17 protein-coding genes are annotated in these 16,011 nt (G+C 63.5%); 1 reads left to right on the top strand and 16 read right to left on the bottom strand.

Annotated elements, in window-relative coordinates; translation table 11 throughout:
• Window positions 1-394: 394 nt before the first annotated feature.
• The 12 genes from BraRD5C2_RS12670 to BraRD5C2_RS12615 all read right to left on the bottom strand — a co-directional run bounded on the left by BraRD5C2_RS12670 (window position 395) and on the right by BraRD5C2_RS12615 (window position 9,809).
• Window positions 395-811: a TadE/TadG family type IV pilus assembly protein gene (locus BraRD5C2_RS12670; protein ID WP_223968772.1), complete on the bottom strand. Its 417-nt coding sequence runs from the start codon at window positions 809-811 to the stop codon at window positions 395-397.
• On the bottom strand, window positions 811-2,127 hold the full coding sequence (locus tag BraRD5C2_RS12665) for a pilus assembly protein TadG-related protein (protein WP_223968770.1): 1,317 nt from the start codon (window positions 2,125-2,127) through the stop codon (window positions 811-813). The genes BraRD5C2_RS12670 and BraRD5C2_RS12665 overlap by 1 nt, the downstream gene beginning before the upstream one ends.
• A 9-nt stretch (window positions 2,128-2,136) precedes the next feature.
• Window positions 2,137-2,529 (bottom strand): hypothetical protein, encoded by a 393-nt coding sequence (locus BraRD5C2_RS12660; RefSeq protein WP_223968768.1) that lies wholly within the window; start codon window positions 2,527-2,529, stop codon window positions 2,137-2,139.
• A gap of 81 nt (window positions 2,530-2,610) precedes the next feature.
• Window positions 2,611-3,264: a methyltransferase family protein gene (locus tag BraRD5C2_RS12655; RefSeq protein ID WP_223968766.1), complete on the bottom strand. Its 654-nt coding sequence runs from the start codon at window positions 3,262-3,264 to the stop codon at window positions 2,611-2,613.
• Window positions 3,265-3,267: 3 nt separating this feature from the next.
• Complete coding sequence (locus tag BraRD5C2_RS12650) at window positions 3,268-4,176, bottom strand: type II secretion system F family protein (RefSeq protein ID WP_223968764.1); 909 nt, start codon at window positions 4,174-4,176, stop codon at window positions 3,268-3,270.
• Complete coding sequence (locus BraRD5C2_RS12645; RefSeq protein ID WP_223968762.1) at window positions 4,173-5,099, bottom strand: type II secretion system F family protein; 927 nt, start codon at window positions 5,097-5,099, stop codon at window positions 4,173-4,175. The genes BraRD5C2_RS12650 and BraRD5C2_RS12645 overlap by 4 nt, the downstream gene beginning before the upstream one ends.
• Window positions 5,099-6,346 carry a CpaF family protein gene (locus BraRD5C2_RS12640; RefSeq protein ID WP_374707986.1) on the bottom strand — a complete coding sequence of 416 codons (1,248 nt, stop codon included), beginning with the start codon at window positions 6,344-6,346 and terminating at the stop codon, window positions 5,099-5,101. Before BraRD5C2_RS12640 ends, BraRD5C2_RS12645 begins: the two co-directional genes overlap by 1 nt.
• 194 nt (window positions 6,347-6,540) lie before the next feature.
• The gene (locus BraRD5C2_RS12635; RefSeq protein WP_223968758.1) at window positions 6,541-7,743 is read right to left on the bottom strand and encodes an AAA family ATPase; all 1,203 of its coding nucleotides are present in this window, start codon (window positions 7,741-7,743) and stop codon (window positions 6,541-6,543) included.
• A complete protein-coding gene (gene cpaB, locus BraRD5C2_RS12630; RefSeq protein ID WP_223968756.1) occupies window positions 7,740-8,711 on the bottom strand; it encodes a Flp pilus assembly protein CpaB in 972 nt (323 codons plus the stop codon). The genes BraRD5C2_RS12635 and cpaB overlap by 4 nt, the downstream gene beginning before the upstream one ends.
• Before the next feature lies 1 nt (window position 8,712).
• Window positions 8,713-9,219, bottom strand: coding sequence for an A24 family peptidase (locus tag BraRD5C2_RS12625; RefSeq protein WP_223968836.1), 507 nt, complete (start codon window positions 9,217-9,219; stop codon window positions 8,713-8,715).
• A 69-nt stretch (window positions 9,220-9,288) separates the two neighbouring features.
• Window positions 9,289-9,504 carry a hypothetical protein gene (locus BraRD5C2_RS12620; protein WP_223968754.1) on the bottom strand — a complete coding sequence of 72 codons (216 nt, stop codon included), beginning with the start codon at window positions 9,502-9,504 and terminating at the stop codon, window positions 9,289-9,291.
• Between the two features lie 89 nt (window positions 9,505-9,593).
• Entirely contained in the window at window positions 9,594-9,809 is a 216-nt protein-coding gene (locus tag BraRD5C2_RS12615; protein WP_223968752.1) for a hypothetical protein, read from the bottom strand.
• A gap of 1,053 nt (window positions 9,810-10,862) precedes the next feature.
• On the opposite strand from BraRD5C2_RS12615, the gene BraRD5C2_RS12610 reads away from it, so the two are divergent.
• Window positions 10,863-11,399 carry a LabA-like NYN domain-containing protein gene (locus tag BraRD5C2_RS12610; protein WP_223968751.1) on the top strand — a complete coding sequence of 179 codons (537 nt, stop codon included), beginning with the start codon at window positions 10,863-10,865 and terminating at the stop codon, window positions 11,397-11,399.
• A gap of 107 nt (window positions 11,400-11,506) precedes the next feature.
• Here BraRD5C2_RS12610 and BraRD5C2_RS12605 read toward each other — a convergent pair whose 3' ends face one another.
• From BraRD5C2_RS12605 to BraRD5C2_RS12590, 4 genes are read right to left on the bottom strand one after another with little or no spacing between them, the layout of a single operon-like run.
• A complete protein-coding gene (locus BraRD5C2_RS12605; RefSeq protein ID WP_223968748.1) occupies window positions 11,507-12,277 on the bottom strand; it encodes an SDR family NAD(P)-dependent oxidoreductase in 771 nt (256 codons plus the stop codon).
• 53 nt (window positions 12,278-12,330) lie between these two features.
• Window positions 12,331-13,128 carry an SDR family oxidoreductase gene (locus tag BraRD5C2_RS12600; protein ID WP_223968746.1) on the bottom strand — a complete coding sequence of 266 codons (798 nt, stop codon included), beginning with the start codon at window positions 13,126-13,128 and terminating at the stop codon, window positions 12,331-12,333.
• Window positions 13,128-14,516 (bottom strand): transaminase, encoded by a 1,389-nt coding sequence (locus BraRD5C2_RS12595; protein ID WP_223968745.1) that lies wholly within the window; start codon window positions 14,514-14,516, stop codon window positions 13,128-13,130. Before BraRD5C2_RS12595 ends, BraRD5C2_RS12600 begins: the two co-directional genes overlap by 1 nt.
• The gene (locus tag BraRD5C2_RS12590; RefSeq protein WP_223968743.1) at window positions 14,513-15,997 is read right to left on the bottom strand and encodes an aldehyde dehydrogenase; all 1,485 of its coding nucleotides are present in this window, start codon (window positions 15,995-15,997) and stop codon (window positions 14,513-14,515) included. The genes BraRD5C2_RS12595 and BraRD5C2_RS12590 overlap by 4 nt, the downstream gene beginning before the upstream one ends.
• Between the last annotated feature and the right edge of the window lie 14 nt (window positions 15,998-16,011).

The raw sequence follows: 16,011 nt of genomic DNA, 5'->3' as shown, positions 1-16,011 counted from the left end.
TCTCCACAGCGATCCCCGTAAATCTACGGCCTCGGCGACCCAATCACTCCCATTAGCGCACCCACGCCGTAGAGCTTACAGTCTGTCCGACTACAAATAGTTACTTGCGAATTCCCATTCCCCGGCGCGCCGATTCGAAGCAAAAGCGCAACTCGCTCCAGACGCCAGGCCGCAAATGGCGGCTTGAAGATCATCCTCCGCTACGCGACTTGATTGCAAGGAAAGAGCCCATTCGAACGATGGCAACCCCCGAGAAAACTCTTCGATGTTGCCAGCGCGCACCACTTCCGTATCCCGTCTGTACGATCACGAGCCGGCCTTGCGACAGAGGCTGGCCTGCCAGCTGTCGGTCCCGAACGACCTACCCCAATCAGGCGCAACGAATCTGCACTCCTCAGAACGGAATCTTGGTCGTCACGCTCGGCGCGTTGAGCGTGGTGCCCCAGACCGGCATCAGCATCTTGAAGTTGGGCGAAGACGCCGTCACGACGAGCGGACTGCTGGCAGTCGCCGGGACGTTCAGCGTCGGCGAGAGACCACCATTGAACAGGAACGGAGCAACGGCCTGCTTTGCCGCGGTCGTCGGCAACGGGTCACCAGTGCAGCCGGTCGGCTGATTCTTCAGGATGACGGAGTTGGTGTAGCAATTGATCATGACCGCCCGGGCGCCGGCATTCGCGAGTGAGCGCAACGACTGCAGCGTGATCGCGTAGCGTCCGAGATCGAAGATAGCGAAGATTAGAGTAAAAAGCGGCACGGCAACGAGGCAGAACTGCATTGCCATCACACCGCGCTGATCGAGCCTCCGCATCACTGCACCAATTGTACGTATTGGGGTGTCGAGGGCACCGTGTTCGTCGGACACCCGGTGTCGTTGAAGGTGGCGTTACCATTGAAGGCAATCGACGCCGCAATCAACTCACCGCACCCGCTTCCGCCCCCAAGATCGATCGTCGGATTGCCCTGGAAGGTCACGGATGCATTCGGCGCGTACATCGTTCCGCTCAGATTGATGTTGCTGTTGCCTCCGAATTGCACGGCAACGTTGCTCAGATCGTAGATCGCCATATAGGACAATAGGCCGAGGTATGGCTGCAGCGCGCTCGGAACCTGTGAGTTGGTCACCGAGGCGTTGCCCGTGATCGTGATCGTGCCGGTGCCTTTCATGCTGAAGCTTGCGCCGGGCAGCAGGATGAACAGCGCCGTCCCCGAGATCGATGAATTCCCCTTCAGCGTCAGCGTTCCAGAGATGAAGTAGACACCCCCCGTCAGATTCAGCGCTCCATTTCCCGTCAAGCTCACGTTGTTGTTCTTGCACGGTGTAGCCGCAGAGTACGCTGTCAGGCTGCTGCTACTAGAGCAACTGGCGAGCGTTGGCAGCGTCACGCTGTCCAACGCAGAGAATGGATTGGTGACCGGCGGCATATACGTGTACGCGGTGTTACAGAATGACGAGGCGCCCGAGCACCCGCCGGCAGCCGAGAGTGAGCCGAGATTGATCGACATCCCGCCGCCAGTGAAGTCGAGCGCATTGCTGGCGGTATCGTTCGACGCCATGCCGCAATTGGGCGCATTGATGTTCGGGCTGCCCTGGAAGCCGATCGTGCCCGTCAGCGCCAGTGCGCATGGCGGCTTGGTTGCACCCTGCACCTTGGCAACGGCTGTCGCGCCGATGGTGACTGTGGAAAGCCCGAGCATCTTCGCCAGATACGTCGGTTGCGTCTGGCTGACCTTGGCTTGAACGTATTGCCCGGCTGTACCGCCCCACGAAGTGAGCTCAGCGATCTGGACATTCTGCGAGATCCCGCTCGGAAGGCTAGTTGGACACTTCGAGCCGGGATAGGACGTATCGCCCGAATTGCAGAACGTGTTCTGCGCAGCAAATTGCTTGCCACGGTAGGTCACATCATTATTGCTCGTTATGGAGCAGGACGTCCCGCCTATCTGGCAGGCCTTTTGCAGGCCACCCGAATAGGCCGCAGCATCGGCAGCATTCTGCGCGCGCTGCTGGGTGACGTACCAGGATCCCGCCTCGCCGCCGAGCGCGAGCACGCCGATCAAGGGTATCATTGCAACCGTGGTTGCGAATGCGACCGATCCTCGGCGGCAAAGGAGCACGTTACGCATGGCACACTCCTATTGAAACCGTTCGGTATAAGGCAACGTGAACGAACAGGTGTTGGTATTGCCGCTGGTGCACAACATCGTCTTCAGCACCATCGGCTTCAGGGTAACTGTTGTGCTGTAGGAATAGTACTTTGGCGACGCAGTGTTGGCGCCCGAGCACGCGGAATTGCCGTCGCCACAGATGAGCTGAATGCTCGTAATCGGGTAACGTGAATCGGCCTTGGCGAGCGCGGCGGTCGCCCAACTCGACGAGTTCGTCACATCGGGCGGCGGCGAGTACTGGATGGACTGCCCGAACGCGCGCAGCGCGTCCCACGCCGATGCATATTGGTAGCCGGCAGCCGCCAGATCAGCGAGCGGCAGAAAGACAATCATGAGCAGAAAAAGGTAGACGATCGGCATCTCCAACGCGACGGCGCCCCGCTGATCCGCGATCAGAGTACGCCTAATGCTCACACGATTATCCCTGCGGGGCATGGCCATTCACCAGACGTAGGGGATCAATCTCCAGCGCGACGCCTCGTAGCTGGAGTATTCGGGAAGATTGCGCCGAAGCACGTCCTCCTCGTAGAGAATTCGGCAAACCTGGATGCCGATGTGCAGGATCAGCAAGGCCACGGTCACCAGACTCAGGTGCTGCAGCACGACCCCCAGGAACACGATCTCTTCCGACAGATAGAGCGGATGCTTGATCCACCGGTACGGACCGGTCTGCACCACCGAACGTGCCTGCGGCACCAGACTGAACGACCGTCCGAGATGCCGGATGGTGACGAGGATCATGATCATGCCGGTCAACACGCAAAGCGTTGACGCAAGGTTCGGCACCGCCCCTTCGGTCTTGGCGAAGAACGTGATCGTCCACGGCCAATAGGTGCCGACGAATGCGGCGATCCTCGGCAGCAGGCCTTCGGCGTGCGCCTTGGCAGGCGCCCGGGTCAGAACCAGCACTGCCAGCATCAGGTAAAACACGCCGAGGCAAAGGCTCGACACCAGCGACGGCCACGGCTCGCCGGCGGATGCCCCGAGCTTGAATGTCACGGTCAGTCCCAGAAGCAGGAACCAGGCGCTGCCCAGCACCCGGGTTATCCGATCGTAAGCCAGGCTTCCCGGCAGTGTCATTGTACTTGCGTTCATGGCCTAGTGACCGATGTTGGAGAATGTACGCATGAGGTGGAGGAAGGGGCTCGCGCCCAGAATGATGAACATCGCCGGCAGCATGAACAGCACCATCGGAACGGTGAGCTTGGCGCCCAGCTTGTGCGCGCGCTCCTCCAGCTTGGTGATGCGCTCGCGCCGCAAATCGACGGCGATGCTGCGCAGCGCCTGACTCAATGGCGTGCCGTATTGCAGGCTTTGGCTGACCATGGTGCCGAAACGACGTAGACCGTCCGACGTGGCAGCGAGCTTCTCGAACGCGTCGGCACGATTCGGCAGGATCCGAAGATCATCAAGAAGACCGTGCAATACATGGGCGATGGCGGGATTGGTCTCCCGCATCTCATCCGCCACGCGTTCCAGCGCGCTCTCCAGGCCCATGCCTGCCTCACTGCAGACGACCAGTAGGTCGATGGTATCGGGCGTGCCGAGCCGGATCGCCGCGTCGAAGCGCCGCTTCAGCACCGACAGGATCAGACGCGGGCCCACGATTCCGATCGCCACGCCAAGCAGCGTGTAGATCATCGTGTCGCTGAACGGGCTTCCGATGATTTGCGCGACTGCGAAAGCCGCGATCGGAAACATGAACATGCTGACCGTTTTGAAGCCGATCCAGATCGGCAGCACGCGATAGTGATTGAATCCCGCGGATTGGAGAACCACCCGCAACTGGTCGAGGTTTTCCTGACCGTAGAAGCGCCTGTAGCGCGTGCCGAGCGACGAAAGCCAGCCGATCAAGTCCCTTGACGAGGTCGATTGGTCGGGAATGCCCAGCACCGCGTTCGAAACACGCGTGTTCAAGGCGCGGAGGTGCACCTCCCGGATGATCAGCAGGAAGGTTGCAGCCGCGGTCACGACGGCAAGGGATGCAAAGGCGAGAACAGCCGTCATAGCGCTGTTTCCCTTCTGACCATCCACCGGATCACGAAATGTCCAACCAGGACCGAACACGCCGCATAAGCGAGCAGCATGTTTCCTTCAGGATCGAACAACAGCAGATCGATCGACTGCGGATTGATCCAGTAGAGCAGCCCGCCAACAACCAGCGGCGCGAATGTGAGGGCACGCGAGGAGAAGATGACCTCCCCCGCCAGCGCCTTCGCACGGGCCGCCAGCGCAACCCGCTGGCTCACCGTCTCGCCCAGCGTCTGCAGCGTTTCTGCCAGACTGCCGCCGGTCTTCAATTGCACCGCAAGCGTGACCGCAAACATCGCATATTCCGGCACCAGCGTTCGCTGATAGATCTCTTCCACGGCCTCCTCAGGCGACCTGCCCATATTCAGTTCGCTACAGACGATGGCAAACTGCCCGGATGTCGGTTGCGGCATCTCGCGGGCGATGGTGCGGAATGCTTCGTTGACCGGCAGCCCCGACCGGACGGTACTCGTCACCAGCTGGACCGCGTCCGGAAGCTGCTGGAACAGCCGGTTTGCGAAGTTCCGCTGCTGCCATCCGAACAGGCCACGCACGACCAGGATGGCGACGACCGCTGCCGCAATTCCTGCTCGATAGCCCGGGAATTTCAGCACCTCATTGAGGTAGAGGACGCCCGCCGCTGCTATTCCCCCTGCAAGCAGCACATAGGCCGGGCGCACCACGTACACCATCTCGGGGCGATAATTGGCGAGGCGATTGAGCAAATTCCAACGGGAAGCCTTGGCCGCGCGACGGATGGACACCAGGGCTGCCGCCTGAGCCGTCGGCAAGGCAATCTCGAGCCGGCGATCCAAACGCCTCTGCCGCGCGTCGAGCCACAGCGTATTAACCGTGGCACACAGCAGAAGCACCAGAACGATGACCAGGGGTGTCGACATCAGATCTGCCTCATCGCCTCGGCCCAGGCTCGCTCGAGCCCGAAGTAGACCAGGCGGCTCTTGAATTTCGGAACCGCGTTGGTGGACCTGTAGCTGCCTGATATCCGCCCGTGAACGTCCTCGTCCTTGTACTCGAAGAGCGCAATGTCATTGGTGGTGATCACTTCACCCTCGAGGCCGATCACCTCGCTGACCTGGACGATGCGGCGCTGGCCGTCCCGCATGCGCTCGACCTGCACGATCAGATCGAGCGCGGCGACAATCTGCGCACGGATGGCGCGTGACGGCAGATTGACCTGTCCCATCTGCACCATGTTCTCGATGCGGGTCAGGGCATCGCGCGAGCTGTTGGCGTGCACGGTGGAGATCGATCCGTCATGACCGGTGTTCATCGCCTGCAGCATGTCGAACGCCTCGGCGCCGCGCACCTCGCCCACGACGATGCGGTCCGGCCGCATGCGCAGTGCATTCCACAGCAGGTCGCGCTGCGTCACCTGTCCGGTACCCTCGAGGCTGGGCGGCCGCGTCTCGAGGCTGATGACGTGCGGCTGCTGCAGCTGCAGCTCCGCGGCGTCCTCGATCGTGACCACGCGCTCGCTGTGATCGATGAACTGGCTCATCGCGTTGAGCAGCGTCGTCTTGCCGGAGCCGGTGCCGCCGGAGACCAGGACATTGAGCCGGCAGCGAGATGCGATCTCCAGAAGCTGTCCGATCGCCGGGGTCATCGAGCCGTTCTCGATCATGCCGACGATGTTCAGGCGCCTGCTCGGAAATTTTCGGATCGAGATGCAGGGGCTATGGACCGAGAGGGGCGGCAGGATGATGTTGACGCGGCTGCCGTCCGGGAGACGGCAGTCGACCATCGGACTGGATTCGTCGACGCGCCGGCCGACCTGCGCCGCAATCTTCTGCGCGACCTGGGCGATGTGGTCGTTGTCGCGAAACCGGACCGCGACCCGCTCGAGCCTGCCGCTCCGCTCGACATAGATGTTGCTCGGCCCGTTGATCATGATGTCGTTGATCGTCTCGTCGAGCAGAAGCGGACGAAGCGGCCCGTAGCCGGTCATGTCGTCCGCGATCTCCTCCGCCAGGAAGAGCTGCTCACGGCCCGACAGCTCCAGCCGTTCCTGATTGGCGATGCCGTGGATGATTTCCTCGATCTGCCGCCGGAGGACGTCGCGGGACACGGTCGCAGCCACCGCCGGCTCGATCTGCTCGATCACGCGTTCGCGCAGCGACGACGGCATCGCCGGATGGTGCGTCACGGGCTCGTCCTGCTTCGGCGCCGATACAAACAGGCTCGACGCCGATGGCGCCACGCCCGGTTCCGTCGGCGGCAAGGCCGGCGGTACTGGCCAAACGCCTGGCGCCTCTGCCGACGGGCTTGGCACCGCCCCAGGCATCCGCACTGGCATTTCGTCTGCGCGCCTACCGAACTTCTTCATAGCCCAAGCCACCTCTTCCACCCTGCCTTCTTCCTGGAGCCGACGCCGGTAATCTCCCGTACGATCGGAGCGAGGTGACGCCGCAGGGCCGAGACATGCTTGAGCGCGGGAACGCCGAGATTGACCGCCTGGGTCATTCCCTTGCCGAGATCCGGGATCACCATGTCCGGTTCTGCGCCGAGTGCCTTGACGATCGTCGCCCTGGGCAAACCGCCGGCGCGATCTGCACGATTGAGCAAGGTAAACACCCGATCCTTGCCGGCGATGTTGGTGACGGCGTTGCGCAGCGCATGGGCATTGCGCAGGCCGGTCACCTCGGCTTCAAGCAGGACCAGCACATGGCGGGACATCGTGATGACCGGATAGATCGATGCCGGGAACGGCACCGGCACGTCGACGACGACGTAGTTGAACCGCTGGCGGAGCAAACCGATCACGTGCCGCACGCCTGCCTCGGTGATATCGAGCTTGGCATCGAGATCTTCGTCGCCGGAAATCAGGACAACCCGATCGTTCACCTCGATCGCCGCACGCTCCAGGAACAGCGTGTCGGCCCGCATCGGATTTTCCAGGGCAATGCGGAGGCCGGGTCCGGGACGGACACCCAGCATCACCGCGGTCTCGCCGCCCTGCAGATGCAGGTCGAGCAGCGCGACCTTGGCCTTGGTGGTCTCGGCCAGTTGTAGCGCGAGGTTGATCGCGATGCTGGTCGCGCCGGCACCGCCCTGCGCACCACAGATCGAGACCACATGCCCGCCCCGGTCGTTGTGAACGGGCGCGACCTCGCCAAGCAGCTTCGGCCGAAGCTGGTCGAGCACGATATCCCTTGTGATCGGCGTCGGGAGATACTCGGTAAGGCCGATCTCCATCAGCTCGCGGTAGAAGGTGATCTCCCTGTTGTCGCCGATCAGGCACACTTTGACGTCAGGTGGACAGACACTGGCCAGACGTTCCAGTTCGGTAAAGGGATCATCGATCCCGCTGATGTCGGTCACCAGCGCTGACAGATCGGTGTCGGTTTCGAGCATGCGCGTCGCATGACGGATGGTGCCACGCCGGATCACCAGGTTGCTGCCGTCGAGCCCCTTGCGGAGGGCTGCGGCGCTCAGCTCGTCGTTGACGAAGCAGACGATGCGGTTACGCGTGACAACGGACGTCGTCTCTTCGGGTGATTCCACCACTGCCATGTTCACACTCATCGACGTTTCTCCGGCCCCTTACTCGCGTCACCCACTACCGCTGGCGTCTGACGGTCGACCTCCGTCGCGCCGTCGCAGCTCGCAAGGGCGTCGTCGTCGAGATCCTGCTTCCGGACCGAGTATTGCTTGACTTCGCTGCCGGTGTAGATCGCGACCATCGTGCTCTGGCCGGCAAGCGCACTCTGACGCGCCAGCTCGGGCGACACATCGCAGCTCGATGTCGCTCCCGTATCTGCTGCCCTGTCCCACTGCTCGGCCGCAGCGCGGACGACGAGGGAGAGCGTTCCGAGCTGCTTTGCGACGGAGACCTTCTTGACCTGATCCGGCTTGAGCTCGAGCGATACGGTTTGTGCCGTCTTGCCCGCGACCGTGTTGGTGATGGATCGACCGCCTTGCGCGATCTCCTGATCGATTGCGATCACGCGGACATTGGACAGAACGGTTTCGCTCACCGCCCGCCGTGCCAGATTGGCCTTCTCGAACACCTGGGTCAGCACCACGTCAACGTTGTCGCCCGGCCTGATCAAACCCGAGACGCCGGTCTCCTCATCGACCTTGATGCTGATGGCGCGGCTGTCAGGCGCCAGAACGCTGGCGAGGAAACCGCGATCCCTGGGACGCAGGATGTCCTGCAACGTGATGGGAGTGCCGGCGTCGACGAACCTGCGAACCAGAGAACCGGGAAGTCCGGCCTTGGTGTCGGGCGTCTCGAGGATCGCCCCGGCGGGGACATGGTCCGCCGCCGCCTGACGCACGGCGAAATCTTCATCCCGCGCCAGCGCGCCCTTGGAAAGCGGTCGTGTCGCGACAAAGTAACCAACCGTCGCAGGCGGGGCCGGCCGCTTTTCCGCGACCGCCTCCGCGACAGCCTGGTCTTTCGGCTGGTTCACGCTATAGGCAATCAGCCCGAGCGCTGTAGCTGCAAGCAACAGCACCATGATGATCGAGACGCGCAGAGCGGACGACATGTCAAAATCCTTTGCTCAAAATGGTCCAGATGCCGCCGCATGCGATGGCGACGCCGTAGGGCAGCGGCGCATGTCGCACGTGACGCCAGCGCTCGACCGCGTAGACCCGGCGCACCAGCGACGATCCGGCGGGTGCCAGCTTTGGATGCGGCAGGCGGCGCATCATCAGATGCACCGCGGCGAGCGCGCCGCCGGCCAATGCGGTTACCGTCAGCAGCTCAATCACACCGGCCAATGGCAGGCCGATCGCCAGGGCAACCAGCAACTTGACGTCGCCGCCGCCGATCATCCTCCGCTGGTAGATCACGAACAGCGCCAGGAACAGGATTGCGGCGACGATCAGCGACTGGCCGACCTGCATCGGGCTGGCTAATTGACCGACGATCCCGAGGAGCGCCAGCGCCAGACAGATTTCGTTTCGGATCAACCGCGTCGCGATATCGATCGTTGCGACATAGAACAACAATGCGATTTCCAGACACGAGGTCGTGGACGCAATCCAACTCATGAAAATATATGCCTCAGAAATGGTGGGGGGCATAGAATGATGCCCCCCTCCGAAGCGCGGTCTTCCGATCTAGGCGGAGACCGCGGTCGTAACTGCAGTAGAGATCGCGGTGATCGCCGTGCTCAACGCTTGCCCGATACCGCTGGAAGTACTTGTGCCGAACGCGGCGGCGACCGCGGCAACGACACAAGCGGCCACGATCACGTACTCGAACGACACGACGCCGTCCTTGTCCGTGCGCAGGCGCAGCAACGCGTCTCTGACCTTGATGCAATGATGCAACATGGAACGAGCCTCCTCTTACCTAGCCGACATCTCAATCCCGTTGGCGACCGTTGGCAGAAAGACTCTGCCAACGCCGTCAGTGATCGGATTTAGGCCGAGACAGCGGTGGTGAGAGCGGTGCTGATGCTGGTGATCGCGGTGCTCAGCGCCTTGCCGATGCCGGACGAAGTGCTGGTACCGAACGCAGCCGCGACCGCGGCGACGACGCAAGCGGCGACGATCACGTATTCGAACGACACGACGCCGTCCTTGTCCGAGGCAAGACGCTTGACGGTTTCGGTGGTCTGGATGTAGAGCTTCAGCATAGGAAAAAATCCCTTTTAGGATGAATGTATTTACAATTAATTTACGCAACTCGTTGGGGGCAAAATCCGCCAACTAGGTTCCAGCTATAATCCGCCGTCACAAAGCTGTCACTTGGTAATCCTTTGTTAACCCTACTGGCGTGACGGCCGACACCGCTTTCCGGTCACGCCGCGCCGAAGCGAAACGCACGAAACCCCTTAAATTATAGCCGTTTCGGCATCTCACGATATTTCAAGATGGCGGCCCCCGTGTGAATACGGTGACGGCCCCGAGAGCGCGCCGACGGACAAGTTGTCGCGAGAACGACGTCCGGCATGACCGCCTCGTTTCAGGAGCAGGTCCCGGAATTTCCGCCGATCAGGCCGCAGCTCTCCGGGCTGGATTGGCGTCACCGGACGACCGCCGGGCGGCGGCTTGCTCGCCTCGGACGGCGCGGCCGACAGCCTGCTGCGCTCCTCATCGAGGAGCCGTTGTGTCGCTCACGGCAAGCCCCCATCGCAAGCCCCACTTGCCTCCTGCCGATACGAACATCACATCGAGCCGCGGGTCGATTGCGACGGTTCGTTTATCGATGAGGGCGAGAGAGTTGTTGAGGCGGCGCAACAGACACGCCGCCGCGCATTCACGCCCCCGCCGGCAATAGCAGACTTCTGCTCAATCCGGAGGCGCAAAGCCGTGCCCCTCGGGCGAAACTGCCATCGGCGAAAACCTGCATCTGCAAAAAAGTGGTATCTCGAAATATCGCATCGGCACGAAATAGCGCCGGTCCATCCGATTGATTTTAGTTGTAGTTTTGTCGGTGACGCCAGGGTCGCCTCTGGCGCAGCCGCGCAGCTCGTGACCGTTTCATCTCCATGCGACGGGCCGGCCGCATGCTTGGACCAAATACCTTATCAATAGGCGCACGATCACCATGGCACCCGTCGGTGTCGAAAATTCCGCTTCATCCCCGCCGAGTCCTTGCTCTAGGATCAGACATTCCGATAGAGCGCCAAGTAAATTTTCAGAACCAAAGCGTACTGCAGCTGATCCGGGCCTCATGGGGACTTGAGATGACCGATCGTATTGCACTTTTCATCGATGGTGCGAATTTGCACACGACGGTCAAGAACCTCGGCTTTGAAGTCGACTTCCGGCGATTGCTCCTGGAGTTCGGCAAGCATGGGCAAATCGTCCGCGCATATTTCTACACGGTCGTGAGGGATGACGACGAGTTCAGCAGCCTTCGCCCGCTGGTGGATTGGCTCGATTACAACGGATATGCGGTGAGGAGAAAGGCCGCCAAGCAGCATGACGACGGCGATGGACGGAGGCGAATGAAGCGCAGCATCGGCATCGAGCTCGCGGTCGACGCGATGGAGATCGCGCACCGCATCGACCATGCGTTCGTGTTCTCCGGCGATGGTGACCTGCGAGCCGTTGTCGAAGCCGTCAGGCGGAGGGGCGTACGTGTCACCGTCGTTTCCAGCATTCGGACGAAGCCTCCGATGATCGCCGACGAGCTTCGCAGACACGCCGATGCCTTCGTTGAACTCGAAGGCCTCAAGCCATCGATCGAGCGGCCTGCGCATCCGATAGCGCCGGAGTGACGTTGCGAGCGCCTTCCGGCGGAGATCGGCTGGAGACGCGCGCGCGGCACGGTCGAGGGCGAAGTGGTCCGGTCCGGCGGCTCGCCAGCCAGCGCGCAGTCCGGGCCCTACACGGCGCGGTTTTGCGTCGGCGAGCGGCCGCCGCCATCGGCGACCAGCACCGCTCCGGTCACGAAGGACGCCTCGTCGGAGGCCAGGAACAGGCAGCACGCAGCGATCTCGGCGGGCTCGGCCATCCGTCCCAAGGCGATCCGCCGTTCGACGCCGCGAAATTCGGTCTCGGCGCTGGTGCCATTCTGGTCGGCGAGCAGCTGCATTTCATAGGCGCTCATCGGCGTTCGTACCCAGCCGGGCGCCACGGCATTGGCGCGGATGCCGTCGGCGCCATGAGCGTAGGCCAGCGAACGCGTATAGGCGACGACGGCCGCCTTGCTGGCGGCGTAGCTTGCGCTCTCCGGGCTGGCGTTGAACGCGGCAACCGAGGCGATATTCACGATCGCCCCGCCGCGCTGCCGGAGCAGCGGCAAGGATGTCCGGCAGATCCGCATGGTCCCCGTGAGGTTGACGTCGAGCGTCCTGGTCCAGACCTCGTCGGAGACGCTGGCGGGCTGATCCGGCACGATCAGGCCGGCCGCGTTGACGACGATGTCGAGCCACGCGCCGCAGGCGGCGACGGCGCTGGCAACGTCGTCCGGACGCGTGACGTCGCCATGGACCGCCTGCCCGCCGCACTCCGCTGCGGCGGCCTGAAGCTCGGCATCACCGAGCCCGAACAGCACGACGCGCGCGCCGCTCAACGCTAGCAACGCCGCCGTGGCCCGGCCGATCCCGGTGGCCGCGCCGGTCACCAGCGCCGTCTTTCCGTCCAGCCGCGGCATCAGCGCGTGAGCCGGAGAAGTGGAAACCGGTTTTCCGAAAAGATCATGCTCATCTAGGCTCCCCACTGCCGTTCGACGGCAAAACCGGTCTCCGGCAAGGTCGAACCACCGTCGACGACGATAGTCTGCCCGGTAACATACTTGGCCTCGGTGGACGCGAGATAGAGCATCGCGCAGGCGATGTCGTCGGCGCTCCCCATGTGCCCCATCGGAATGAAGCGCTCGAGCTTCGCCTTGTTCTCCGGCGCGCTCATGGTGCCACGGCCGGGCTTCTCGATGAAGCCGGCTTCGACGCCGTTGACCGTGATGCCGTCGCGCGCGAGCTCGAAGGCGGCGCCGCGGATGAACGCGTTGACGCCGGCCTTCGCCGCCGAGTAATGCGCGCCACCGCCCATCGCGACCCGCGCCGACACCGAGGATGTCACCAGAATGCGTCCGAAGCCGACGGCGCGCATATGCGGAACTGCGGCCTGCGCAAGCCAGATGCTGGCGTTGAGATTCAGCGCCAGCGTCTCGTCGAGCTTCGCTTCATCGAGCTCGTCAAGCGAGGCCCACGGACAACCACCGGCATTGTGAACGACGATATCGAGCCGGCCGTATCTGGTCGCGACGTCGTCAACCATCGCCCGCAAGCTGCCACGATCGAGCCGATCAAACGGAACACAATGAGCGGTCCGGCCATCGGCCGCCAGTTCGCGCGCCAGCGCCTCGGCCACGTCAAGCGTCCGGTTGGCGATCACCACGGTTGCGCCCGCCTGCGCGAGGCGCTTGACAATGGCCGCACCGATCCCCCTGCCCCCGCCGGTGACGATGGCGACCCGGCCGTCGAGATTGAATGGAGGCGCCTGCATCAGATTACTCCCGCGCCGCGCAGCAAATCGATGAACTGCGCGAACACCGCCGTGTGCTTGTCGACATCCCGCCCCGACGTCGCCGGACACATCAGCAGCATGGTGTGGAACGGCGTCACCAGGATGCCCTCGTTCATGTAGAACGCATGCAGCAAGGTCTCGAGATCGGGCTGCCGGCCCGCGATGACGTCGGCGCCGCTACGTGGCGGGTGCGGCATGAACATGATCTCGGCACGCGCGCCGATCTGGGTGACGTGCCAGGGCAGCCCGGCTGCTGCGATCAGCCGGCGCGCCTCCTGCGCGAGCCAGGTCGCGGTTCCGATCATCCGCTCGTAGTTCGCCGAGGTCAGGACCTTCTCCAGCACCGCGCGCATGGTAGCGACCGTGAGCGCGTTGCCGGCAAGCGTGCCGCCGAAACCGAGATGCGCCGACTGCCGCTCGCGCGGATTGACATGGGGGACGAGCTTCCAGAGCCGCTCGGCGATCTCCTGGCTGAGACCGAACACGCCAGCGGGGATGCCACCCGCGATCGCCTTGCCGGCGACGAAGATGTCGGGCTCGAGCCCGTGGCTCTCCGTGTAGCCGCCCGGTCCGCAAGACAGCGTATGCGTCTCGTCGATGATGAGCACGGTGCCGGCGCGGCGGGTCAGGTCGCGCAGCGCTTGGTGAAAACCGGGGTCGACCGGGATCATGCCGAAATTCGTCATCAACGGCTCGGTCAGCACGCAGGCGACATCGCCCTGCGCCAGCGCCGCCTCGAGTGCTGCGACGTCGTTGAACTCGACCACCCGGCTCACGGCGTCATGATCGATGCCGTTGGGATGGATCATGTTGCGCAGGCCGACGCGGCCGTCGCGGATCTCGACATGCGCCTCCTCGACGCCGCCATGGTAGCAGCCGGAGAACACCAGCACCTTGCGCCGGCCGGTGATCATGCGCGAGATGCGGATCGCGGCGCGGTTGGCGTCGGTCGCCGACGTCGTCAGCGTCCAGTATTTCGGACCGAAGCGGCGCGACAGCTCGGCGCCGACCCAGAGACTGTCCTCCGTCGGCAGCATCATGGTCGCGCCACGCTTGAGCTGATGCAGCGCGGCCTCCGTCACCGCCTCCGGCGCGTGCCCGCACATGGCGCCGGTGTCGCCGAGGCAGAAATCGATATAGTCGCGGCCGTCGATATCCCTGATATGCGCGCCCTGCGCCTCCTCGGCGTACACAGGGAAGCCGCCGGCCCAGCGCCGCATCCAGTGCGACGGGCCGCCATAGAGGTAGTGCTGCCGGCCTTGCTGCCAGGCCGCCGCCGATCGCGGATGCAGTGCCCGGAAGCGTTCCTGCTCAGCATCGAGCAAGCGGTTCAGAACGCCTGCGCGCTCAGTAGTTGCTGATGTCATAGCGCGATCCAGGCGGTCTTGAGGTCGGTATAGGCGTCGAGGGCGTGCAGTGACTTGTCGCGTCCAAAGCCGGATTGCTTGAAGCCGCCGAGCGGCACCGTGATATCGGCGCCGCCATAGGCGTTGACGTGCACGACACCGGCCCTGATGGCGCGCACCATGCGATGCGCCGTTGACAGGCTTCCGGTCCACACCGCCGACGCAAGTCCATAGGGTGTCGCGTTGGCGAGGGCTGTGGCCTCTTCCTCGCCGCCGAACCGCGTGACCGATAGCACCGGGCCGAACACCTCCTCGCGCCAGACCTCCATCGACGGCGTCACCTCGGTGACGATCGCGGGGGCCATGAAGTTGCCGCCACTCTCGACGCGGATCTGCTCACCGCCGGTCAGCCGCTTCGCGCCCTGCGCTTCCGCGCGGGCAACCGCGTCCAGATTCTTGCGCAACTGCACTTTGCTTGAGATGGCGCCGATATCCGAGGCCAAATCGAGGGGATCGCCCACCCTGAGCTTTCGGGTCGCGTCGAGCAGCGCATCGATGAAGCGATCATAGATCGCCGATTGCACCAGCAGCCGCGAGCCGGCGACGCAGACCTGGCCGGAGTTCCGAAAGATGCCGTTCGCGGAGACCTTGGCCGCATGCTTGATGTCGGGCACATCGGCAAACACGATATTGGGCGACTTGCCGCCAAGCTCGAGATGAACCCGCTTCAGGTTCGACCGCGCCGAGCATTCCAGCAGCCGCCGGCCGACCGCGCCCGAGCCGGTGAAGGCCAGCCCATCGACATCCATATGCAGCGCGAGCGCCTCACCCGCCGATGCACCGCGGCCGGTGACGAGGTTGAGCACGCCGTCAGGTAACCCCGCCTCCGCCGCGAGCTCGGCGAGCCGCAGCAGCGTCAGCGACGCCAACTCCGGCGGCTTGACCACGACGGAGTTTCCGGCGGCGAGCGCAGGACCGATCTTCCACGCCCCGATCATCAACGGGAAATTCCACGGCACGATCACGCCGACGACACCGAGCGGTTCGCGATGCACGAGCCCGAGTACGTCGCCTGAGGTCGGCGCGATCTCGCCATACACCTTGTCGATCGCCTCGGCGTAGTACCTGACGGTGCCAGCCGCTGACAGCGGCTCGGCCTTGTAGGCCATGCCGATCTCGGTGCCGTTGTCGCGCACACCGAGCACCGCGATCTCGAGCGCGTGCTGCTCGATCAGATCGGCGAACCGCAACAGCACCTTCTTGCGCTGCGCTGGTGCCGCGCGCGACCAGCATCCCTGCTCGAAGGCCTGCCGTGCCCGCTTCACCGCAAGGTCGACATCGGCTGCATCGCCGTCTGCGATGGTCGTCAGCACCGTGCCGTCGATCGGCGACACCACATCGAGCCGCGCCTCGCCGATCGCCTGCGTCGGCCGACCGCCGATGAAGAGCTGCTGGGCCGGAATTGCGGCCGAACGTAACAGATCGATCTGGGCTTGCTGCATGCGTGATCATTGTG

Source organism: Bradyrhizobium sp. RD5-C2 (assembly GCF_019972155.1).
In the GTDB taxonomy this organism is placed as follows: domain Bacteria; phylum Pseudomonadota; class Alphaproteobacteria; order Rhizobiales; family Xanthobacteraceae; genus Bradyrhizobium.
This window is presented reverse-complemented; position numbering and strand designations above follow the sequence as displayed.